General features: G+C 40.8%; 21 protein-coding genes. 4 read left to right on the top strand and 17 right to left on the bottom strand.

The features are described from left to right. The coding region (locus DSY56_RS06045; protein ID WP_160109914.1) for a tyrosine-type recombinase/integrase at positions 1-939 on the top strand (939 nt) is incomplete at its 5' end. A 445-nt stretch (positions 940-1,384) separates the two neighbouring features. Here DSY56_RS06045 and DSY56_RS12730 read toward each other — a convergent pair. The 3 genes from DSY56_RS12730 to DSY56_RS06030 all read right to left on the bottom strand — a co-directional run bounded on the left by DSY56_RS12730 (position 1,385) and on the right by DSY56_RS06030 (position 3,910). After that, positions 1,385-1,612, bottom strand: a complete 228-nt coding sequence (locus DSY56_RS12730) for a hypothetical protein (RefSeq protein ID WP_373455504.1) — start codon at positions 1,610-1,612, stop codon at positions 1,385-1,387. Between the two features lie 197 nt (positions 1,613-1,809). Next, a complete protein-coding gene (locus tag DSY56_RS06035; RefSeq protein WP_112444478.1) occupies positions 1,810-3,159 on the bottom strand; it encodes a sensor histidine kinase in 1,350 nt (449 codons plus the stop codon). Positions 3,160-3,172: 13 nt separating this feature from the next. Then, positions 3,173-3,910 (bottom strand): response regulator transcription factor, encoded by a 738-nt coding sequence (locus DSY56_RS06030; protein ID WP_112444476.1) that lies wholly within the window; start codon positions 3,908-3,910, stop codon positions 3,173-3,175. 295 nt (positions 3,911-4,205) lie between these two features. On the opposite strand from DSY56_RS06030, the gene DSY56_RS06025 reads away from it, so the two are divergent. Then, entirely contained in the window at positions 4,206-4,535 is a 330-nt protein-coding gene (locus tag DSY56_RS06025; protein WP_004257513.1) for a hypothetical protein, read from the top strand. 61 nt (positions 4,536-4,596) lie between these two features. On the opposite strand, the gene DSY56_RS06020 is transcribed toward DSY56_RS06025, so the two are convergent. Further along, a complete protein-coding gene (locus DSY56_RS06020) occupies positions 4,597-5,646 on the bottom strand; it encodes an ABC transporter permease (protein WP_112444474.1) in 1,050 nt (349 codons plus the stop codon). After that, entirely contained in the window at positions 5,643-6,374 is a 732-nt protein-coding gene (locus DSY56_RS06015) for an ABC transporter ATP-binding protein (protein WP_112444472.1), read from the bottom strand. Before DSY56_RS06015 ends, DSY56_RS06020 begins: the two co-directional genes overlap by 4 nt. 67 nt (positions 6,375-6,441) lie before the next feature. On the opposite strand from DSY56_RS06015, the gene DSY56_RS06010 reads away from it, so the two are divergent. After that, positions 6,442-6,852 carry an HIT family protein gene (locus DSY56_RS06010; protein ID WP_112444470.1) on the top strand — a complete coding sequence of 137 codons (411 nt, stop codon included), beginning with the start codon at positions 6,442-6,444 and terminating at the stop codon, positions 6,850-6,852. 9 nt (positions 6,853-6,861) lie between these two features. After that, the gene (locus DSY56_RS06005; protein ID WP_112444468.1) at positions 6,862-7,149 is read left to right on the top strand and encodes a hypothetical protein; all 288 of its coding nucleotides are present in this window, start codon (positions 6,862-6,864) and stop codon (positions 7,147-7,149) included. A 396-nt stretch (positions 7,150-7,545) separates the two neighbouring features. Here the strand turns inward: DSY56_RS06005 and dnaJ are convergent, their stop codons facing one another. The 12 genes from dnaJ to DSY56_RS05945 form a co-directional block, all read right to left on the bottom strand. After that, on the bottom strand, positions 7,546-8,685 hold the full coding sequence (dnaJ, locus tag DSY56_RS06000) for a molecular chaperone DnaJ (RefSeq protein WP_112444466.1): 1,140 nt from the start codon (positions 8,683-8,685) through the stop codon (positions 7,546-7,548). Between the two features lie 269 nt (positions 8,686-8,954). Next, positions 8,955-9,410: a hypothetical protein gene (locus tag DSY56_RS05995; RefSeq protein WP_050242236.1), complete on the bottom strand. Its 456-nt coding sequence runs from the start codon at positions 9,408-9,410 to the stop codon at positions 8,955-8,957. Further along, positions 9,410-11,233 carry a molecular chaperone DnaK gene (gene dnaK, locus DSY56_RS05990; RefSeq protein WP_112444464.1) on the bottom strand — a complete coding sequence of 608 codons (1,824 nt, stop codon included), beginning with the start codon at positions 11,231-11,233 and terminating at the stop codon, positions 9,410-9,412. The genes DSY56_RS05995 and dnaK overlap by 1 nt, the downstream gene beginning before the upstream one ends. A 367-nt stretch (positions 11,234-11,600) precedes the next feature. Then, positions 11,601-12,125 (bottom strand): nucleotide exchange factor GrpE, encoded by a 525-nt coding sequence (gene grpE, locus DSY56_RS05985; RefSeq protein ID WP_112444462.1) that lies wholly within the window; start codon positions 12,123-12,125, stop codon positions 11,601-11,603. Positions 12,126-12,151: 26 nt separating this feature from the next. Further along, positions 12,152-13,186 (bottom strand): heat-inducible transcriptional repressor HrcA, encoded by a 1,035-nt coding sequence (hrcA, locus tag DSY56_RS05980; protein ID WP_112444460.1) that lies wholly within the window; start codon positions 13,184-13,186, stop codon positions 12,152-12,154. A 160-nt stretch (positions 13,187-13,346) separates the two neighbouring features. Continuing rightward, positions 13,347-13,850, bottom strand: coding sequence for a DUF2812 domain-containing protein (locus DSY56_RS05975; protein WP_112444458.1), 504 nt, complete (start codon positions 13,848-13,850; stop codon positions 13,347-13,349). Positions 13,851-13,884: 34 nt separating this feature from the next. After that, positions 13,885-14,460 (bottom strand): DUF2812 domain-containing protein, encoded by a 576-nt coding sequence (locus DSY56_RS12670; RefSeq protein WP_200832377.1) that lies wholly within the window; start codon positions 14,458-14,460, stop codon positions 13,885-13,887. After that, a complete protein-coding gene (locus DSY56_RS05965) occupies positions 14,460-14,780 on the bottom strand; it encodes a PadR family transcriptional regulator (RefSeq protein WP_112444454.1) in 321 nt (106 codons plus the stop codon). The genes DSY56_RS12670 and DSY56_RS05965 overlap by 1 nt, the downstream gene beginning before the upstream one ends. A 120-nt stretch (positions 14,781-14,900) precedes the next feature. Next, positions 14,901-16,247 carry a type I glutamate--ammonia ligase gene (gene glnA, locus DSY56_RS05960; protein WP_001122886.1) on the bottom strand — a complete coding sequence of 449 codons (1,347 nt, stop codon included), beginning with the start codon at positions 16,245-16,247 and terminating at the stop codon, positions 14,901-14,903. Positions 16,248-16,283: 36 nt separating this feature from the next. Then, positions 16,284-16,640, bottom strand: a complete 357-nt coding sequence (gene glnR / locus DSY56_RS05955; RefSeq protein ID WP_112444452.1) for a transcriptional repressor GlnR — start codon at positions 16,638-16,640, stop codon at positions 16,284-16,286. A 76-nt stretch (positions 16,641-16,716) separates the two neighbouring features. Beyond that, positions 16,717-17,244, bottom strand: coding sequence for an FUSC family protein (locus tag DSY56_RS05950; RefSeq protein WP_054393254.1), 528 nt, complete (start codon positions 17,242-17,244; stop codon positions 16,717-16,719). Between the two features lie 135 nt (positions 17,245-17,379). Next, on the bottom strand, positions 17,380-18,576 hold the full coding sequence (locus tag DSY56_RS05945; protein WP_049496377.1) for a phosphoglycerate kinase: 1,197 nt from the start codon (positions 18,574-18,576) through the stop codon (positions 17,380-17,382). Positions 18,577-18,615: the final 39 nt, after the last annotated feature.

The following is an 18,615-nucleotide window of genomic DNA, read 5'->3' as shown; positions in this document are numbered from 1 at the left end:
ACGCTTGATCAGTATTGGGATATCTATTCCGAAAAGAGATTGTCAACAGGGCGCTGGAATGACACTTCCTACTACCTCAATGATAATCTCTATAAGAATCATATCAAACCCAAATTTGGTTCTATCCTGCTTAAAAATTTGGATAGAAATGAGTATGAACTATTTATCTCTGAAAAGTTGCAGAACCATACAAGATACACTGTTCAAACCCTCAATTCCAGCTTCATGGCATTGCTGAATGATGCCGTCAAAAATGGGAATCTGCTCTCAAATCGCTTGAAAGGTGTCTTCATTGGCCAGAGTGATATTCCTGCTGCAAACAAGAAAGTGACTCTCAAAGAGTTTAAGACTTGGATAGCAAAAGCGGAAGAAATCATGTCAAAACAATTCTACGCTCTGACCTATCTTACCATTTTTGGATTGAGAAGAGGGGAAGTCTTTGGATTGCGTCCAATGGACATCACTCAGAACGACAGCGGACGGGCTATACTGCATCTTAGAGATAGTCGAAGCAATCAGACCTTGAAAGGGAAAGGAGGGCTTAAAACGAAAGATTCAGAGCGCTACGTTTGCCTTGATGATATCGGAACGGACCTTATCTATTATCTGATAGCTGAAGCTTCTAAGATTAAGCGAAAGTTAGGAATTATCAAGGAACAACAAAAAGATTATATCACCCTGAACGAAAAAGGTGGTCTCATCAATCCAAACCAATTAAATAGAAACTTCAATCTAGTGAATGAAGCGACAGGATTGCATGTAACACCTCACATGATGCGCCACTTCTTCACGACTCAAAGCATTATTGCAGGGGTTCCTCTTGAACAATTAAGCCAGGCGCTGGGCCATACAAAAGTCTATATGACCGATCGTTACAATCAAGTAGAGGACGAACTTGCTGAAGCGACAACAGACCTATTTCTTAGTCATATTCGCTAAAAAAATCCCCACCAAAATCTCAAAAAGTCCCCGCCAATTCCCCGACCAAAATCCGAAAAATACCGAAAAATATCGAAAAATGATTTTTAGAATAGTCCCCAAAAGCCTGAAATAGAGCCAAAAAACTCCACCCGATTGGGTGGAGTTAAGGGAGATTATTATGAAATCCATAATTACCTCCAAGTACACAAGCTCAAGTCTTTAAGCAAGCATAATAGCCAATTGTAACATTGTTTTTGCATTCACGAGGAATACCTCTTTTTACTTTCGTCCTATTACAACCTTAATAAGGTTAGTATACTACTATTTTTTAAAATTTTCCATCCAAATCACAAATGGTCATCAAAACATCTTGAATTGTAAAAAATTTAAAAAGCAAGCATGAAAAACATACTTGCCCTAGGGGAATTTAACAATGTGAAAATACATCGAAAGCTATTCAGCCTTACTTCCGTCTGTTCTCATATATTCTCATGATCGCAACAAGGATAGCAGCTGTCCCACTTGCCAAAGCGATAAGGGTAATGATAATGTTGAGGATTTCAGGCGTACTCCCTATTCTGTTGATAAGACGGAGTAGGGATATAACTGTCAATAAGAGTAAAGCTACTGACCCTGTCCTAATTAAAGAAGCCATTCGGTTCTCAACCGCATACAAAAATGATGGTAACATAACACAGGCTATAGCAATCACAAACAGATTACTCCCCGTTTCTTCTCCCTTATTCACCACGGAAATCATGAGAAGATTCGATGCTATAATCAACGTAGAACAGATGATAAAAAAGGATTTCTTATTCATATAGGATACCTCATATACTATGGCATTTTAATTGATGACTACAGGCAGTACTTCTTTCCACAAATCTTCTAATCATCAACTGACATTGAGTGAACTGTTAAAATCTGACGAAATACTTGATTTTGGCAGGTGGTATTGAGACTGGTATTGGGATGGCTTTCCACAAGCTTCATGACGGTATAGAGACCAACTCCTCTATCCTCCCCTTTAGAACTGGCTCCAAAGGAGAAAATCTCAGAAATGTCTATACCCTCTTCTTTGATGGAGTTTTCAATGATAAAGGTCTCCTGTGCCCCATTTTTTAAAAAGGCGATTGAAACATGAGGTTGACTAGTCTCTGCACTGGCTTCAATAGCATTATCACAAAGGATAGACACAATGGTTAGAAAATCAAGTAGGCTCATTCCCTCAACCTGAATCTCCTCAGGAACTTCGACATTAAAGACAATGTTCTTATCTCTGGCTTTTAGAAATTTTCCTGCCAGAAGACTTTTGAGGGCACGGTCCCGAACATTTACCAATCGTCCAAGGTCATATTTATTGTCCTGCAATTTTTGACTGGAATCCTTTAAGACCGAGTCGTAGACCTCTTTTATCTGCTCCATATCCTCCTCTTCAATGCCCAGACGTAAACTGGTCAAGAGGTTGGTGTAGTCATGGCGAAAACTCCGTACTTCCTTGTAAAGTTCCTCTATATGCCGACTATAGCGTTCCATATCTCTGTAGCGCAAGGCCTGCTCTTGGTCCAGTCTCTCATGAAGTTTGTCCTTCAAATAGGTATCCAATTTCTTGATAATCCCCATAAAAAAGAGCAGGTAAAAGACTAGGATGAGATGGCGAACAGTCGTTGATTGAATACCTTGTTCATATTCAAAGAAAGACAGACTTTGCATCACTAGATAGTAAGCCCCCATTATCCAGTTAATCCTGGTCAGGGACTTTTGAAAACCTTTATCGAGAATCTCCTTTCTCAAGTTAGTGAAATCATAGTCCAACCATTTCAAAAAGACTAAAACTATGAAGCAAACGAATATCGTCATCAATAAAAAGATAGGATTGCTACCTTTATCTACAATTTCTTGTCCCCAAAATGGAAGCACAAAATAGGAGACCCCTCTATAAAAGAGATTCACCAATATAATTGGAAAGAGACCATAAAAGAAAAGGAGTTTTTTAGGAAGCCCTCTTAACAGTAAGAAAGACAAACCTATACCGTACAAGGGTTCCATAAAATAAGATAGATAATCATTTCCTACTATATAGCTAATCATTACAAAAACAACTGCCAAAAGTAGCTTAAAAAGAAAAGCCTTAAAAATCCTCTCAAAAGTGAGACCAATTCCATCCACCTTAAAGAAAATGACAATTTCTAGCCCATGAGTAACAAGTGTATACAACAATATCCAAGCAATATTCATAAACTCTCCTAGCTCAGTGTAAGTTATTAATAGCTTCAGACACTTCTCTGACCTTATAACGCGCAATCATACAGCTTCCACCATTGGGAAAGAAAAGGAGTTTTTCTTTCTTATCCAAACGCACCACATTGGCAGGATTGATGAGAAAAGAGCGATGGCACTGCAAGAGACGGGGTTCCTGCTTGAAAACCTCCTCTAAACTCGCTGTAAATTCCAGTCTGTCTGTCTTGGTATAGAGAATAACACGATGGGCTCTGGGCGACGTTTCGAGATAGTAAACTTCTTTAAAAGGATACTGGAATTGAGCAAATTTTGATTTAAAGTAAAAACAATCTTCCGCCAGACTTTTACTATCTTGACTATTGGCATAGAGGAGGGCTGTCTCGATACGAGATTCAAACTCCTCTGCTGACAAGGCCTTATCAATGTAGTCCAGAGCAGACACTTGGTAGCGAAAAGACAGGGGCATAAACTCCGAGTGAGTCGTCACAAAAACAATCAGGGCATAAGGATCTCGATCCCGAATTTTTCTAGCCACTTCCAGCCCCTTCATCTCCTCATTTCGAATCTCAATATCCAAAAAGAATAGCTGATGGGCTCCCTTCTCATGCACCTCTGCCAGCAGTTGGTCTGGCTTGCCAAAGACCTCAAAAGAGCTGGGAGTGATATGATGTTCTTGCAAGAGTTTCTCAATGGTCATTTCAATCCTAGTCTGCTGGGAAAAATCATCTTCTAAAACAAATATTCTCATCTTCTTACTCTCCTTATTTTAATTTCTTCCTAAAAAGAGAATAGCAAAAATACTATGATACGAACCCACCAAATCCTAAACAGGCCTTCAACGCTCCTGAAGGGTAGCTTGTTCCTCAAATAAGCATGATAATCTTACCACTATTTTATCATAAAATTTTAACAGGACCATTCAGGAAATTTCAAGAACAATTAAAGATTTGTAGATAAAAAAGGAGATAAAAGTGATAAACTGACAGTATCAAAACACAGTTGCTAGAAACAAGACTAGCACCCAGATTAAAGGAGGAATTCTCATGACAGATACAGACCCTATCAAAAGAGCTCAGACTTTGATTACTGACTTAAACAAAGCCTACCAAGCATGCAAACAGGCAACCGCTGACGACGTCCGCTTTCAGGAGCAATTAAACTCTATTCTTGGTTTTTTAGCCAAGGCTGAGACAGTGGATAATCGAGTCTTGATTGAACTGGAAAAATTTTACCAGACTTCCAGTCTTCTCATGGGACTCAGCGCCCTCAATCCAGATGCTCCAACTCGCGCCGCTTGGCGGGCCTATGACCGCTTCCACTTTGACCAGGTCAAGACCAAGTTGAGTCTCTACGGGCCAACCATTATCCTGTAGCAACTAAAAAGAAGCTGAGACAAACTGAACTCAACTTCTTTTTTAATATCATATAAGCATCTTAGTCCTGCATCTGACGTTTTACTTGATAAGGTAAGTACAAGACTAGTAAAACCAAACCAGCTCCCAGTAAGGCTAGAAGGGCTAGTTTTTCTTGGAAGGTAATCAACCCAACAACTAATTCCACTACTAAGACCAAACTGGTCAATCCTCTGACTACAGCCTGCAAGCCTTTTTCCTTTTGCCCCTTGTCCAGCGGAAAGAGTTGGGTCAAATACTGGTAGTCAAAGGCATGATATAGGGCCAGCAACTGGAAGAGCAAGAGGTAGTTAAAGAGAACCACCACTGCTGTCGCAATCCAAGCTTGCTCGATAAAGACCTGTGCCAGTATGGAAAGCAAGAGCAGACGGAGACTGAGCGCAAAAAGATCTCCATTTCGCAGATAAGAACGCAGATAGAGATTTTGCCACATCTTTCCAGGCACCTTCTGAACAGCCTTTAGGATAAAGTCCAGATAGGCACGCCGCTTGACGCTATTTGAAATTCCCTTTACCTGGGTAAAGAGGGCAAAGAAACGAAGCAAGACTTGCTTGCGCTTGCTTTCTTGGGAAATAACATAATCCCAGTCTAGTCCAGTTTCAGTGAAAAATTTGCTGGCCTTTTGACGAAAGAGGAAATATTTACCTACCCCCAATAAAAGCACATAGACCAGAAAAACTGGCAAGTCATAACCCATTGCCAAAAATAAAGGCGCAAATAACAGCAAGAAAAGGGTCTGGGCAAAGAGCCAAAAGACTAGGGAAATGCCAGTTTGACGCTTAAGATGAAGCTTGATTTCCTCTTCTCCGACCAAGAGAAAGAGCTTGTCTGGAGCCTCCATATAGGTGGCAATTCCTCCCCAAAGCAAAAGTAAAACAGACGTAATTCCTACAAACAAAAGGATAGGCCAATGATTTTCAGGAAAATGTTGCAAGAGTTGACTGTACTGGTAGGCTAGAAAGCCCAGCAGGACAAGCAGGAACAAGACAAAGTGGTCATTGAGAACATAGCGCAAATAACCGACACACTCCTTACGAAAAGCCTGCTTTCTCTTTAAAAACAAGTCTTTCATAGCTCCTCCTCTTTGGTCAGAGCCAAGTAAATATCATTCAAACTAGCCTCAGGCATGTTAAAGGCTTCGCGCAGTTGCAGGAGATTTCCCTTAGCACGCACTTCCCCTTTGTGGAGAATGACAAAGGCATCACACATCTTCTCCGCCGAATCCAGCACGTGGGTACTCATGAGAATGGACTTGCCCTTTTGCTTTTCCACTTCCAAAAGCTGAATCAAGTCAGAAATAGCCAGCGGATCGAGCCCAAGGAAAGGCTCATCCACGATGAAAAGACTCGGATCCACCACAAAAGCACAAATAATCATGACCTTCTGCTTCATCCCTTTGGAAAAATGAACAGGGAACCAATCTAATTTCTGGTCCAGACGGAACATTTTTAACAAAGGTTCCACTCGATCAAAAGCCACTTTCTGGTCAATACCATAAGCCATAGCAACCGTTTCGATATGCTCTCTGAGGGTCAATTCCTCATACAGGCTGGGCGTTTCAGGAATGTAGCCAATTTGCTTGCGGTAGCTAGTCGCGTCTTCTTGCAGGGTCAGACCATTGATATTGATGGAGCCACTATAAGGTGTCAACAGACCGATAATCTCATTGATTGTCGTTGATTTCCCAGCACCATTGAGACCAATCAAACCAACCAACTGCCCACTTTCAACAGTAAAAGACACATCTTTCAAGACAGGGACATGGACATAACCACCTGTCAGGTTTTTAATTTCTAACATATTTTCTCCAAATCTGGTATAATGTAGCTATATTATATCAAAATTCAATACAGTAGAGGTAGATTTTATGTCAGATTGCATTTTTTGTAAAATCATCGCAGGGGAAATTCCTGCTTCAAAAGTATATGAAGATGAGCAGGTTCTTGCCTTTCTTGATATCTCTCAAGTGACACCAGGACATACCTTGGTCGTACCCAAAGAACACTATCGTAATCTCTTGGAAATGGACGCTACGAGCGCCAGCCAACTCTTTGCCCAAGTACCAAAAGTGGCTCAAAAAGTCACGAAAGCTACCAAGGCTGTTGGTATGAATATCATTGCCAACTGTGAAGAAATTGCAGGGCAAACAGTCTTTCATACCCACGTTCACCTCGTACCTCGCTACAGTGCGAACGATGACCTCAAGATTGATTTTATCGCACACGAACCAGACTTTGACAAACTTGCTCAAGTCGCTGAAACCATCAAAAACGCCTAAGGAGTTGCTATGAAATTATCCAATCTACTGCTATTTGTAGGAGCTGCAGCCGGAAGTTATCTGGTCACAAAAAATCGCCAAACCATCACAGATGAAGTCTTGAATACCACTGACCGCGTTCAAGCTATCAAGGACGATGTGGATATTATCCAAAACAGCCTGCAAATCATTGACCAGCAAAAAGAACTCATCAAGGAATACCAAGAAGACCTGACTTACAAGTTTAAGGTCTTGGAAAAAGATATCCAGACTAGACTAGCTGTGATCAAAGAAACACAGGAAATCGAAGATAAGTAAAAAGAGCCCAACGGCTCTTTTTTAAAAGGTAAACAAGTTATATCCCATTAACTATACATCATAATTTAGAAAACTCATTCACCATTTCACAACTAATACTCTTCGAAAATCAAATTCAAACCGTGTCAACGTCGCCTTGCCGTACTCAAGTACAGCCTGCGGCTAGTTTCCTAGTTTGCTCTTTGATTTTCATTGAGTATAAATCGAATACTTCCCCAGACTGTCCACCGTAATGAAAACACCTGAAACAGCTTGGTTTCAGGTGTTCGGAAACTTTGATACCTAGACTCAAAGTTTAGGTATGGAACTTCGAAGAAGGTCGCTACCGTCCGTCATTACTTAAGGAAAGTCTTAAAAAATCTATAAATAAAAAGAGCCCAACGACTCTCTTTACTTTTATTCTCCTTCAAAGGCATCTTTAATATGGTCAAAGAAGCCTTTTTTCTTTGGATTGACTTTTAAATCACCAGCAGCTGCGAATTCTTTAAGAGCAGCTTTTTGGCGTTCGTTCAAACCTGTCGGTGTTACGACATTAACGGTAACATATTGGTCACCAACTGCACCACCACGAAGGCTCGGAGCTCCCTTGCCACGTAGACGGAATTTCTTACCAGTCTGAGTTCCCTCTGGGATAACCAATTCAACATCGCCGTGAACAGTCGGGATATCTACTGTGTCACCAAGAGCTGCTTGGACAAAGTTGAGGTTGAGATTGTAGAAGATAGTGGTTCCTTCACGTTCAAATTTGTCGCTGGCTTCCACAGAAACCACTACATACAAGTCACCATAAGGTCCACCGTTAAATCCAGCTTCACCTTGACCAGCTAGGCGAATTTGTTGACCGGTTTCCACACCAGCAGGGATTTTCACATGTACACTATGAGCTTGTTTTTCATGACCTGTTCCATGACAGGTTGTACATGGATCTTTGATTTCTTTTCCGCGCCCATGACAGACATCACAGGTTACTTGGCGACGCATCATACCAAGCGGAGTCTGCGTATCGACGTTAATGACACCAGCGCCATGACAGCGTCCACAAGTGACTGGACTTGTTCCTGGCTTAGCACCAGAACCGTTACATGTACTACAGCTAGCTTCACGGTTATATTTGACTTCTTTTTCAGCTCCAAAAATAGCTTCTTCAAAGGTCAAGTTCACACGATACTGGAGGTCATCCCCCTGACGAGGAGCATTTGGATTGCGCGAAGCTCCGCCTCCGCCAAAGAAACTTGAAAAAATATCCTCAAAACCACCGAAGCCACCTGCCCCGTTGAAACCGCCAGCTCCACCACCGAAGCCTCCAAATCCACCGTTGGCTCCAGCCGCACCATATTGGTCATAGGCAGCACGTTTTTGGTCATCACTCAAAGTCTCATAGGCTTCCTGAACTTCCTTGTACTTTTCCTCAGCACCAGGCTCCTTGTTGATATCTGGGTGGTATTTTTTCGAAAGCTTACGATAAGCCTTTTTGATCTCGTCTGCCGAAGCGTTTTTTGACACCCCCAGACGATCATAAAATTCAGTATTGTTCATACAAGATACCAAGACCGTAAAATTCGACTGAAAAATAGGAAATCTGACGCTGGAGCGATGCTCCTAGGCAGATTTATCTTTTTTCCGAGAATTTAGGTCGGGTTCAATTCCTTTCTGTTATATTGAGTAAGAAATTTGGGAACCCGTGTTCAGTTACGAACACCCTTGTTCCTTTCTGTTAGTATTGCGAAACGAATCAAAATATTAGTGTCGTTCCTTTTTACCGAAAAACAGAGGCTGGGTTGCAACCTCTGGATTTCTTTAAGCTATTAATCAACTTCATAATTTTCTAAAAACACTATAGCTCTTTTCAAAGAAATATTAGCTCTCCTCTTCATAAGAGTCTTGTTATATCTATTTAGATTAAAGATAGCTGAAAAAATAACAAAAGTTGATAAAATCATTTGAATTAGAGAGATAAGAAATGAGTTAGAACTAATATCTTTATCAAAATTATTAAGAATAAGCGCTGTCACATACGTTACAATTGCTGGTAGAAAAATACCAAAAATCAAATTACTAATAATACTTATATCATTTTCCTTATTCGCATGCTCTGCTAAAATATTTACTTTGTATTCTAATAGTTCTTCTTTTTGACCAGATTGGAATTTATTTTTTATCTGACTCTGTAACTCAGTATAGCTTTCACGTGCCAAAGCAGTGAATTTTTCGTACTGTTCCTTAGAATCAACTACTTCAAAAAGATTAATATTACTACTCATTACTTTTCCGTAAACTCTCCGTCTACGACGTCATCGCCTGCGTTTCCTGTTGCTTGTGCGCCTTCTGCTCCTGCTTGAGCTTGTTGGGCTGCTGCAGCTTGTTCGTAGAGTTTAACAGCAAGGCCTTGAGCTTTTTCGTTCAAAGCTTCGAGTTTTGCTTTCATTTCGTCCAAGTTATTGTCTTCTTGCGCTTTCTTAAGGTCATTAAGGGCAGCTTGGGCAGCGTCACGTTCTGCGTCGAATCCTTTACCTTCAGTTTCCTTGATTGTCTTTTCAGTCGCAAAGATGGCTTGGTCTACTTCGTTACGAAGGTCAACTTCTTCTTTACGTTTCTTATCTGCTTCAGCATTAGCTTCTGCATCTTTCATCATGCGGTCGATTTCTTCATCTGTCAAACCTGAGTTAGATTGGATCACAATAGTTTGTTCTTTTTGAGTTCCAAGATCTTTAGCCTTAACAGACACGATACCGTTCTTGTCGATATCAAATGTTACTTCGATTTGAGGAATTCCACGAGGTGCAGCTGGGATATCTGTCAATTGGAAACGTCCAAGAGTCTTGTTATCTGCTGCCATTGGGCGTTCACCTTGAAGAACATGGATATCAACGGCTGGTTGGTTGTCTGCTGCTGTTGAGAAGACTTGTGATTTAGATGTTGGAATTGTTGTGTTGCGGTCGATGAGTTTTGTGAATACACCACCCATTGTTTCGATACCAAGTGACAATGGTGTTACATCAAGAAGAACAACGTCTTTGACATCACCAGTAATCACACCACCTTGGATCGCAGCACCCATAGCAACTACTTCATCAGGGTTTACTGATTTGTTTGGTTCTTTACCAGTTTCAGCCTTAACAGCTTCTACAACGGCTGGGATACGAGTTGAACCACCAACAAGGATAACTTCGTCGATTTCTGACAAGCTCAAACCTGCATCTGAAAGTGCTTGACGAACTGGAACTTTTGTACGTTCTACAAGGTCACGAGTCAAATCGTCAAATTTCGCACGAGTCAAGGTCATTTCCAAGTGAAGAGGTCCAGCCTCACCAGCAGTGATAAATGGCAAGCTGATTTGAGTTGAAGTTACACCAGAAAGGTCTTTCTTCGCTTTTTCAGCTGCATCTTTCAAACGTTGCATTGCCATCTTGTCAGTAGACAAGTTAATACCGTTTTCTTTCTTGAATTCTGCTACCAAGTGGTCAATGATTTTTTGGTCAAAGTCGTCACCACCAAGTTTGTTGTCCCCTGCAGTTGACAATACGTCGAAGACACCGTCACCCAATTCAAGAATAGATACGTCGAATGTACCACCACCAAGGTCAAATACCAAGATTTTTTCTTCTTTGTCAGTCTTGTCCAAACCGTAAGCAAGAGCGGCTGCAGTTGGTTCGTTGACGATACGTTCTACTTCAAGACCAGCGATTTTACCAGCGTCTTTTGTTGCTTGACGTTGAGCATCGTTGAAGTAAGCTGGAACTGTGATAACTGCTTTGGTTACCTTTTCACCAAGATAGTCTTCAGCGTAGCCTTTCAAGTATTGAAGAATCATAGCTGAGATTTCTTGTGGAGTGTATTCTTTTCCGTTAGCAGAAACTTTTTCAGAAGTTCCCATCTTAGATTTGATAGAGATGACTGTATCTGGGTTTGTAACTGCTTGACGTTTTGCAGCATCACCAACGATGATTTCACCATTTTTGAATGACACTACAGATGGAGTTGTGCGGTTTCCTTCTGGGTTTGCGATGATTTTTGATTCAGTTCCTTCAAGAACTGCTACTGCTGAGTTTGTTGTACCTAAGTCAATACCGATAATTTTAGACATGTGTTTTTCTCCTTAAATTTATCTTCTTTTTTCTTTTTGATACTCTTCTTAAGTGGCGACGCCGTCAGAGCTTGACTTCGTCAATCTCTTTGACTAAACTTTGAGCCTAAGGTCTCAAAGTTTGCGCAGATAGCGCCACGGCGAAGAGTATCGTCTTTGGTTCGCTTCGCTCACTATTGCAAAGCTGAACTACTTTTTATCTTTCTTCATAGTTTATTGTCGTTTCGGACAAGTTTTCTATTATGTAAATTGCGACACGAGAAGTCGAAATCGATTTTATTTCGACGACGAGTTAGTAAGGAGGCTAGGTAAACGCCATAGCGATTGCCGTTTTCTGACGAGTTGCTTTAGCTACCGTCAGAATTGCCTAGTTGTACACCACTACCATTGCTGGGCGTAGGATGCGGTCATGGAGTTTGTAGCCTTTTTGGAAAACTTGGGCGATGGTATCTGCTGGGTGTTCATCGTCTGCTGGGAGAGTTTGGATGGCCATATGGTAGTTATGGTCAAATTCACCGTCAACTTCGATTTCTTCGATTCCTTCTTCTTTCAAAGCATGAATCAAGCTTTCTTGCACCATTTCCAAGCCCTTCTTCACATCATCTGTCAAACCTTCAACTGCGAGTGCACGCTCAAGGTTGTCGAGCGATGGTAGGATTGCTTTTGCCAAGTCTTGGCTACGATAACGTTGCAAGTTTTGACGCTCTTCATTGGCACGGCGTTGAATATTTTGCATTTCTGCATGAGCGCGAAGGTATTTATTTTCGAACTCATCTGCACGTTCATTTGCCAAGTCCAATTCAGACTTCTCAGGAGTTGTTTCTTCTACCGTTTCCACAACTTCCTCTTCTTGGACTTCTTCTACTTCTTCATTTTTTATATCTTGGGCCATTTTCGCCTCCTTTAATGATTTCAATCTTAATGTACTTCGTAATGATTACTGCTGAGGTAGCGGTAAAAATCTGTCAACTTCATAGTCAAAACACGGTTGACTACGTTGACTTGGTTGATTAGCTGCTGATAATCCAGATTAACAGGACCGATAATTGCTAGAATTCCAACTCCCCGATAAGGAATGAGGAACTTGCTACTAATCACCGCTAGGTCAGCTAGACAGGACTCTTGACTGTCTGCAACACGGACGTTTTGCATCTGATCTTCACGCAACCCCTCACGAATCTCTAGAGCCACCTTTTGCGGTTGGTCAAAGAACTGATAGGCTGCCAGATTAGCAAAATTCAAGAGATTGACCTTGCCCGCCACCACGATGTTTTCGTTGAACATTTCCTTAAAAATGTGTTCAAAGAGATCGATGACATTATCCGTTGTTGTAAAGTAACGCTGGATAATCTGCGGAATCTCCGTCCGAATCTTGTAGTGAATATCTAGAACGGTATGGCCGAGGAAACGTTCCTGAATGATGCTCTTCAGCTTCAGCAAATCTTCCTGCAAAAAGTTCCTTGGAATCAGAAATTGACTGGTAACCGTTCGAGACTCGTCTAGGGTGAATACCGCCAAGGCTGTATGCTGCCCCAAAACAACGATATCAAAGGCTGTCAAACGTTGCCTGCTCGGCTCAACATCCAGTGCTACTACCGTACAGCCACTCAAGTCTGTCAGTAAATTAGCAGCCTCTTGCAGAATATCCTCTAGCTTGAAGAATTCCTGATCAAAGGCTTTGACAATCTCGTAAACCTCATTTTCAGCCAGTCGATCAAAATCCAGTGAGTGTTTTACATAGTACTGAAAACCAGCAATACTTGGCATCCGACCGCTTGAAGTATGAGCCTTCTCAAGCAAACCTTGCTTTTCTAAAGCCGCCATGTCATTACGAATGGTTGCACTGCTAGAGTTAATAGACTCTTGCAAGGCTTTGGATCCGACAGGTTCGTGCGTTTTGGTAAAGATGTCAATAATCAGATTTAAAATATCCTGCTGACGCTCTGTAACCACCTCATCACTCCTCTCTGTCTGATCGATTAGCACTCAACATACTCAAGTGCTAACTCATGATTCTATTATACACCCTTAAAAGAGAATGTCAAGATAAAAACTCAAAAAATTAGCACTCTTTTGCCAAGAGTGCTAAAAATCGGTCTGAAGACCGAGAAACTCACCTTCCATCTACTTGATATTTCCTTTTTAGTCTGAAATAACCATAGATTAGATAAGAAATCATAAAGGCATATAGAACAAAAATGACAGAGAAAGGTTGCGACAGTTCTTCTCGAAACAAACTCATACAAACAACAAGACCGCCTAAGAAAGTAGCTGTACAGGAACGAAGTCTAGATCGCATAACTTCCCATCTAAGACCCTTGCTCATATCCTCCGGAAGTAAATCAAAAGATGATTTACGAAGAACCGAACAAGAACCTGCTTCTATCAATTCCCAACCGCTATTTCTAAAATCTTGCAGTTCATGCTTATATTTTTTAAGAAATCTAGAATCATAGATACAGTAGATGACATCGTCTGGTTGACATTGGTCAAAATAGAACAAACCAAAACGACTCGTTCTATACCTCCAACCTTTCAAATGCATCTCATGTAAATATTCTTCTTCCTTGTCCAAATCAACAATGGTGAAAAACCGAAATTGTACTTTGCTATTCATTACCTTACCTCCAAATCAGAAAACATACATGGTTTTATTTGTCAGATAATTCTTTCCATTTTTGAAACAAGCTCCAAAAAATATAAGAAATCTGAATCGCAAAAACTATCAATAAAACCCAATCTATTATGAAAATCAAAAACACTACCCAACTGAAAGAACTACCTCCACTGACAAACTTTGAGAAAACCGGTAGTAGAGCTAAAAAGAGAAGCAAAATAGGAAGCATCCGCCTCGTTAAAATCCGTTTGACCATAGCTAACTTCCCGGCCGCGTCATTATAAATTTCAAACTCGGCATCCGACTCAATTCCAGAATGAAGCTTTCTAAAGTAGGAAAACCCATTAAAGTCTGTAATATGATCCCAGCCACAGTCTTTAAATAATTGTAAATAGGAGGCTCTCTCTGATTTTTTCATGGGATAAAAGTCCAACTGATAAGACACCTGCTTCGGTTGGCACTGTTCAAAAGTATACTTAACCGCAACTACTAAGTTAGAGTAGGTTACTTCCTTGAGCTTCCAGCCCTCAGCATGCATTTTTCTAAGATATAAAGCCTCTCTATCATAATCCGCAATGGTAGCAATTCTATAAACAACCTTCTTTTCCATCATCTTCCCTCCAGACTGTTTCTATAGAGGCGTTCAATACGTTTCAATTCAATATCTAAGACTTTTCGTCCCAAGTCTGTAATCTGATAGATTTTACGCTTCTCCTCTTCTCGGACAAAGGAAATCAAACCATCCTTTTCCATCTTTGACAAGGTTCCATACATAGTCCCAGGACTAATCGAAACTTGAGAATCTGTCATCTCCTTGACCTTTTGCGTAATACTATACCCATGACCTTCCTTTTGCAGACAGAACAAGATATAAAAACCCGTTTCCGTCATCGGAAGATAAACTCGACGAATCTTATCCGTTAATTCCATTTATAGCCACCTCCTATTTAGATCGATATATCGCACTTCGTTATATAAAATATATCACAGTTCGATATAAAACGCAAGAAAAAAAGACCGCCCTCAGGTAATCTTTCTTCTATATTAGTATTAGTAAAGGTCTAAATAATTATCAATTTCCCATTGTGAAACGAAGGTTGCATAACTTGCCCATTCGATTCGTTTGGCTTCAAGGAAACTAGTATAGATATGTTCTCCAAGAGCTGCTCTGACAACCTCATCTTCTGTCAAAGCTTTCAAAGCGTTGTGAAGAGTTGATGGAAGGTCTGTAATACCAGCTTCCTTACGCTCTTCTGCTGTCATGATGTAGATATTTTCTTCGATAGGAGCTGGTGCTTCGATTTTGTTTTCAATACCATGCAAACCAACTTCCAACAGAACCGCCATAGCGATGTATGGGTTTGCCATCGGATCCACTGAACGCAACTCAAGACGAGTTCCCATACCACGTGAAGCAGGCACGCGCACAAGTGGCGAACGGTTACGACCAGCCCAAGCAATGTAAACAGGCGCTTCATAACCCGGAACCAAACGTTTGTATGAGTTAACCGTTGGGTTCATGATGGCAGTATAGTTGTAGGCATGCTTAATCAAACCACCAAGGAAATGGTAGGCCGTTTCTGACAACTGCATTCCTTTTGGATCATTTGGATCAAAGAAGGCATTGTTTCCTTCTGCATCAAACAAGGACATATTACAGTGCATACCTGATCCGGCAATACCAAATTTTGGTTTTGCCATAAAGGTTGCGTAAAGTCCATGTTTGCGAGCAATGGTTTTAACAACGAGCTTAAAGATTTGAATCTTATCACAAGCACGGAGAACTTCATCGTACTTGAAGTCAATCTCGTGTTGTCCAACAGCAACCTCATGGTGACTCGCTTCTACTTCAAATCCCATTTTGGTCAAGACATTGACAATCTCACGACGTGTATTGTCCGCAAGGTCAGTAGGCGCCAAATCAAAGTAGCCACCCTTGTCATTCACTTCAAGTGTTGGATCTCCATTTTCATCCAACTTAAATAGGAAGAATTCTGGCTCTGGACCAAGGTTGAAAGATTTGAATCCTACTTCTTCCATGTGACGAAGAGCTCGTTTCAAATTACCACGAGGGTCCCCCGCAAATGGTTCACCTTCTGTTGTATAGACATCACAGATCAAACCTGCAACACTTCCATTTTCATCTCCCCAAGGGAAGACTGTCCATGTATCCAAGTCTGGGTACAAGTACATATCTGACTCATTGATACGTACAAACCCTTCAATAGAAGATCCATCAAACATAGCCTTATTTGACAAGACCTTATCTAATTGTTCATCTGTAGCAGGAATTTCGACGTTTTTCATGGTTCCCAAAATATCTGAGAACATGAGACGGATAAAGGTAACATTTTTTTCCTTGACTTCACGACGAATATCTGCAGCTGTGATTGGCATGAGTTTTCTCCTTAATGTATGACTACTTGCGGTTGCCTAACCGCGACCAAAAGGTGACTGTACTGAAGCAAAGCGACCCTGTTGGAGGAGTTCATTGTGAAGTGCGCGGCGCACCTCAGTCTGACTCACCGCTTTCTTGGATTTCGCTTCACGTTCAGCATATTTTTTCTTAATGGCAGCGATATTATAACCTTCAGAAATATAATCTTTGATTTCAAGTAGACGATCCATGTCATTCAAGGAATACATGCGACGGTTCCCTTCGTTTCGATCAGGCTTGATCAACTCTTGATCTTCATAATAACGAATCTGACGCGCCGATAGATCGGTCAACTTCATAACACTGCTGATAGGAAAAACAGCCATATTTCGGCGAAATTCTTTTTCCTTCATTTACAATTTCCTTCTTTCTGTCTATTATAGTCTAAAAAAAGACAAACGTCAATTGATAATGTTACAAAATGTAACATTATTTTTCTTTTTTTTCTAAAAGGAGCCGAATACGATCAATATCGTAATTTACGAGAATTGCGACAAAAACACCCATGAACGTTTCTGATACACGCGCAAATACGTACAAAATTGTTTCGCCACTCGGAATCGATAGGGTAATGATTAACATAGCCGCTACACCACCAATAACCCCTGCTTTGTTATTCATGGCTACATTTGTCATAATGGTTAACATGGTGCAGATTGGAACAACAACTAAGGTTACCCAAAAGGCTTCGTGGAAAAAACTATTTATTAGGAAGAAAACCAAGGCATAGAGGCCACCGATACTATTTCCTAAAATACGCGAAGTCCCAAAATGAACACTCTTATCAAAACTCTCCCTCAAGCTAAAAACGGCTGTCAAAGCACCGATTTGAAGACCTTTCCAACCAAAAAAGCCAAAAATCAAGAGAACTAGAAAAACAGCAATTCCTGTTTTAAAGGTTCGCATACCAAGTTTGAACTGGGATTTATCGAATTTATATTTTTTAAAATAACTCATAATCTCAACTTTCTATTTCCATTTTATCATAAATTGGCTGATTTTATGAGCAATAGTTGAGAGGAAGCGTTTTTATTTTAAGCAAAAGAAAAGAGGAACTTTCATCCCTCTCTTATTTGATTCATTTAGTTAATCTTATTTTTCTGTAAGTGCAGCCAAACCTGGCAATACTTTACCTTCGAGAAGTTCCATTGAAGCACCTCCGCCCGTACTAATCCATGAGAACTTGTCTGCACGGCCAAGGTTAATCGCTGCAGCAGCTGAGTCACCACCACCGATGATTGATTTAACACCTGGTTGTTTCACGATAGCATCCATCACACCGATTGTACCCGCTTGGAAGTCAGGGTTTTCAAACACACCCATTGGTCCGTTCCATACAACTGTTTTAGCACCAGTCAAAGCCTCGTCAAATTTAGCGATAGATTTTGGACCGATGTCAAGACCAAGGAAGCCTTCAGAAACTGCTTCACCTTCAGTATCACGAACTTCAGTGTAGTCAGCAAATGCATTTGCTTCTTTTGAGTCAACTGGCAAGATCAATTTACCGTTTGCTTTTTCAAGAAGAGCTTTCGCAACATCCAATTTATCTTCTTCTACAAGTGAGTTACCGATTTCGATACCTTGTGCTTTGTAGAATGTGTAAGTCATACCACCACCGATAAGGACTTTATCAGCTTTTTCAAGCAAGTTTTCGATAACACCAATCTTGTCTGAAACTTTTGAACCACCAAGGATAGCCACGAATGGACGTTCTGGAGTTTCAACTGCTTCTTGGATGTAGGCAATTTCGTTTTCAAGAAGGAAACCAGCAACTGCTTTTTCAACGTTTGCTGAGATACCAACGTTAGATGCGTGTGCACGGTGAGCTGTACCGAATGCATCGTTTACGAAGATACCATCTCCAAGTGATGCCCAGTATTTACCAAGTTCAGGATCGTTTTTAGATTCTTTTTTGCCGTCAACATCTTCGTAACGAGTGTTTTCAACCAAAAGAACTTGTCCATCTTCAAGAGCGTTGATAGCTGCTTCCAATTCAGCACCACGAGTGACACCTGGGAACACAACATCTTGACCAAGTTTTGCTGCTAAGTCAGCTGCTACAGGAGCAAGTGATTTACCAGCTTTATCAGCTTCTTCTTTCACACGTCCAAGGTGAGAGAAAAGAATTGCACGTCCACCTTGTTCGATGATGTACTTAATAGTTGGAAGAGCTGCTGTGATACGGTTGTCGTTAGTGATTACGCCATCTTTCAATGGTACGTTGAAGTCAACACGAACGAGGACTTTTTTACCTTTCAAGTCAACGTCTTTAACAGTAAGTTTTGCCATGTTACAAAACCCCCTTTATTTATTTTATTCGAAACTATT

The sequence above is a fragment of the Streptococcus sp. 596553 genome, assembly GCF_900411395.1.
Taxonomy (GTDB): domain Bacteria; phylum Bacillota; class Bacilli; order Lactobacillales; family Streptococcaceae; genus Streptococcus; species Streptococcus mitis_BA.
Note: the sequence above shows the minus strand (reverse complement) of the source record. Positions and strands in the feature narration are given on the sequence as shown.

Excerpts from the sequence above, each read along its gene's own strand:
- DSY56_RS12730 (WP_373455504.1), bottom strand. The coding sequence starts at position 1,612 with ATGTTACCATCATTTTTGTATGCGGTTGAGAACCGAATGGCTTCTTTA.
- DSY56_RS06035 (WP_112444478.1), bottom strand. The coding sequence starts at position 3,159 with ATGAATATTGCTTGGATATTGTTGTATACACTTGTTACTCATGGGCTA.
- DSY56_RS06030 (WP_112444476.1), bottom strand. The coding sequence starts at position 3,910 with ATGAGAATATTTGTTTTAGAAGATGATTTTTCCCAGCAGACTAGGATT.
- DSY56_RS06025 (WP_004257513.1), top strand. The coding sequence starts at position 4,206 with ATGACAGATACAGACCCTATCAAAAGAGCTCAGACTTTGATTACTGAC.
- DSY56_RS06020 (WP_112444474.1), bottom strand. The coding sequence starts at position 5,646 with ATGAAAGACTTGTTTTTAAAGAGAAAGCAGGCTTTTCGTAAGGAGTGT.
- DSY56_RS06015 (WP_112444472.1), bottom strand. The coding sequence starts at position 6,374 with ATGTTAGAAATTAAAAACCTGACAGGTGGTTATGTCCATGTCCCTGTC.
- DSY56_RS06010 (WP_112444470.1), top strand. The coding sequence starts at position 6,442 with ATGTCAGATTGCATTTTTTGTAAAATCATCGCAGGGGAAATTCCTGCT.
- DSY56_RS06005 (WP_112444468.1), top strand. The coding sequence starts at position 6,862 with ATGAAATTATCCAATCTACTGCTATTTGTAGGAGCTGCAGCCGGAAGT.
- dnaJ (WP_112444466.1), bottom strand. The coding sequence starts at position 8,685 with ATGAACAATACTGAATTTTATGATCGTCTGGGGGTGTCAAAAAACGCT.
- DSY56_RS05995 (WP_050242236.1), bottom strand. The coding sequence starts at position 9,410 with ATGAGTAGTAATATTAATCTTTTTGAAGTAGTTGATTCTAAGGAACAG.
- dnaK (WP_112444464.1), bottom strand. The coding sequence starts at position 11,233 with ATGTCTAAAATTATCGGTATTGACTTAGGTACAACAAACTCAGCAGTA.
- grpE (WP_112444462.1), bottom strand. The coding sequence starts at position 12,125 with ATGGCCCAAGATATAAAAAATGAAGAAGTAGAAGAAGTCCAAGAAGAG.
- DSY56_RS05975 (WP_112444458.1), bottom strand. The coding sequence starts at position 13,850 with ATGAATAGCAAAGTACAATTTCGGTTTTTCACCATTGTTGATTTGGAC.
- DSY56_RS12670 (WP_200832377.1), bottom strand. The coding sequence starts at position 14,460 with ATGGAAAAGAAGGTTGTTTATAGAATTGCTACCATTGCGGATTATGAT.
- DSY56_RS05965 (WP_112444454.1), bottom strand. The coding sequence starts at position 14,780 with ATGGAATTAACGGATAAGATTCGTCGAGTTTATCTTCCGATGACGGAA.
- glnA (WP_001122886.1), bottom strand. The coding sequence starts at position 16,247 with ATGCCAATCACAGCTGCAGATATTCGTCGTGAAGTCAAGGAAAAAAAT.
- glnR (WP_112444452.1), bottom strand. The coding sequence starts at position 16,640 with ATGAAGGAAAAAGAATTTCGCCGAAATATGGCTGTTTTTCCTATCAGC.
- DSY56_RS05950 (WP_054393254.1), bottom strand. The coding sequence starts at position 17,244 with ATGAGTTATTTTAAAAAATATAAATTCGATAAATCCCAGTTCAAACTT.
- DSY56_RS05945 (WP_049496377.1), bottom strand. The coding sequence starts at position 18,576 with ATGGCAAAACTTACTGTTAAAGACGTTGACTTGAAAGGTAAAAAAGTC.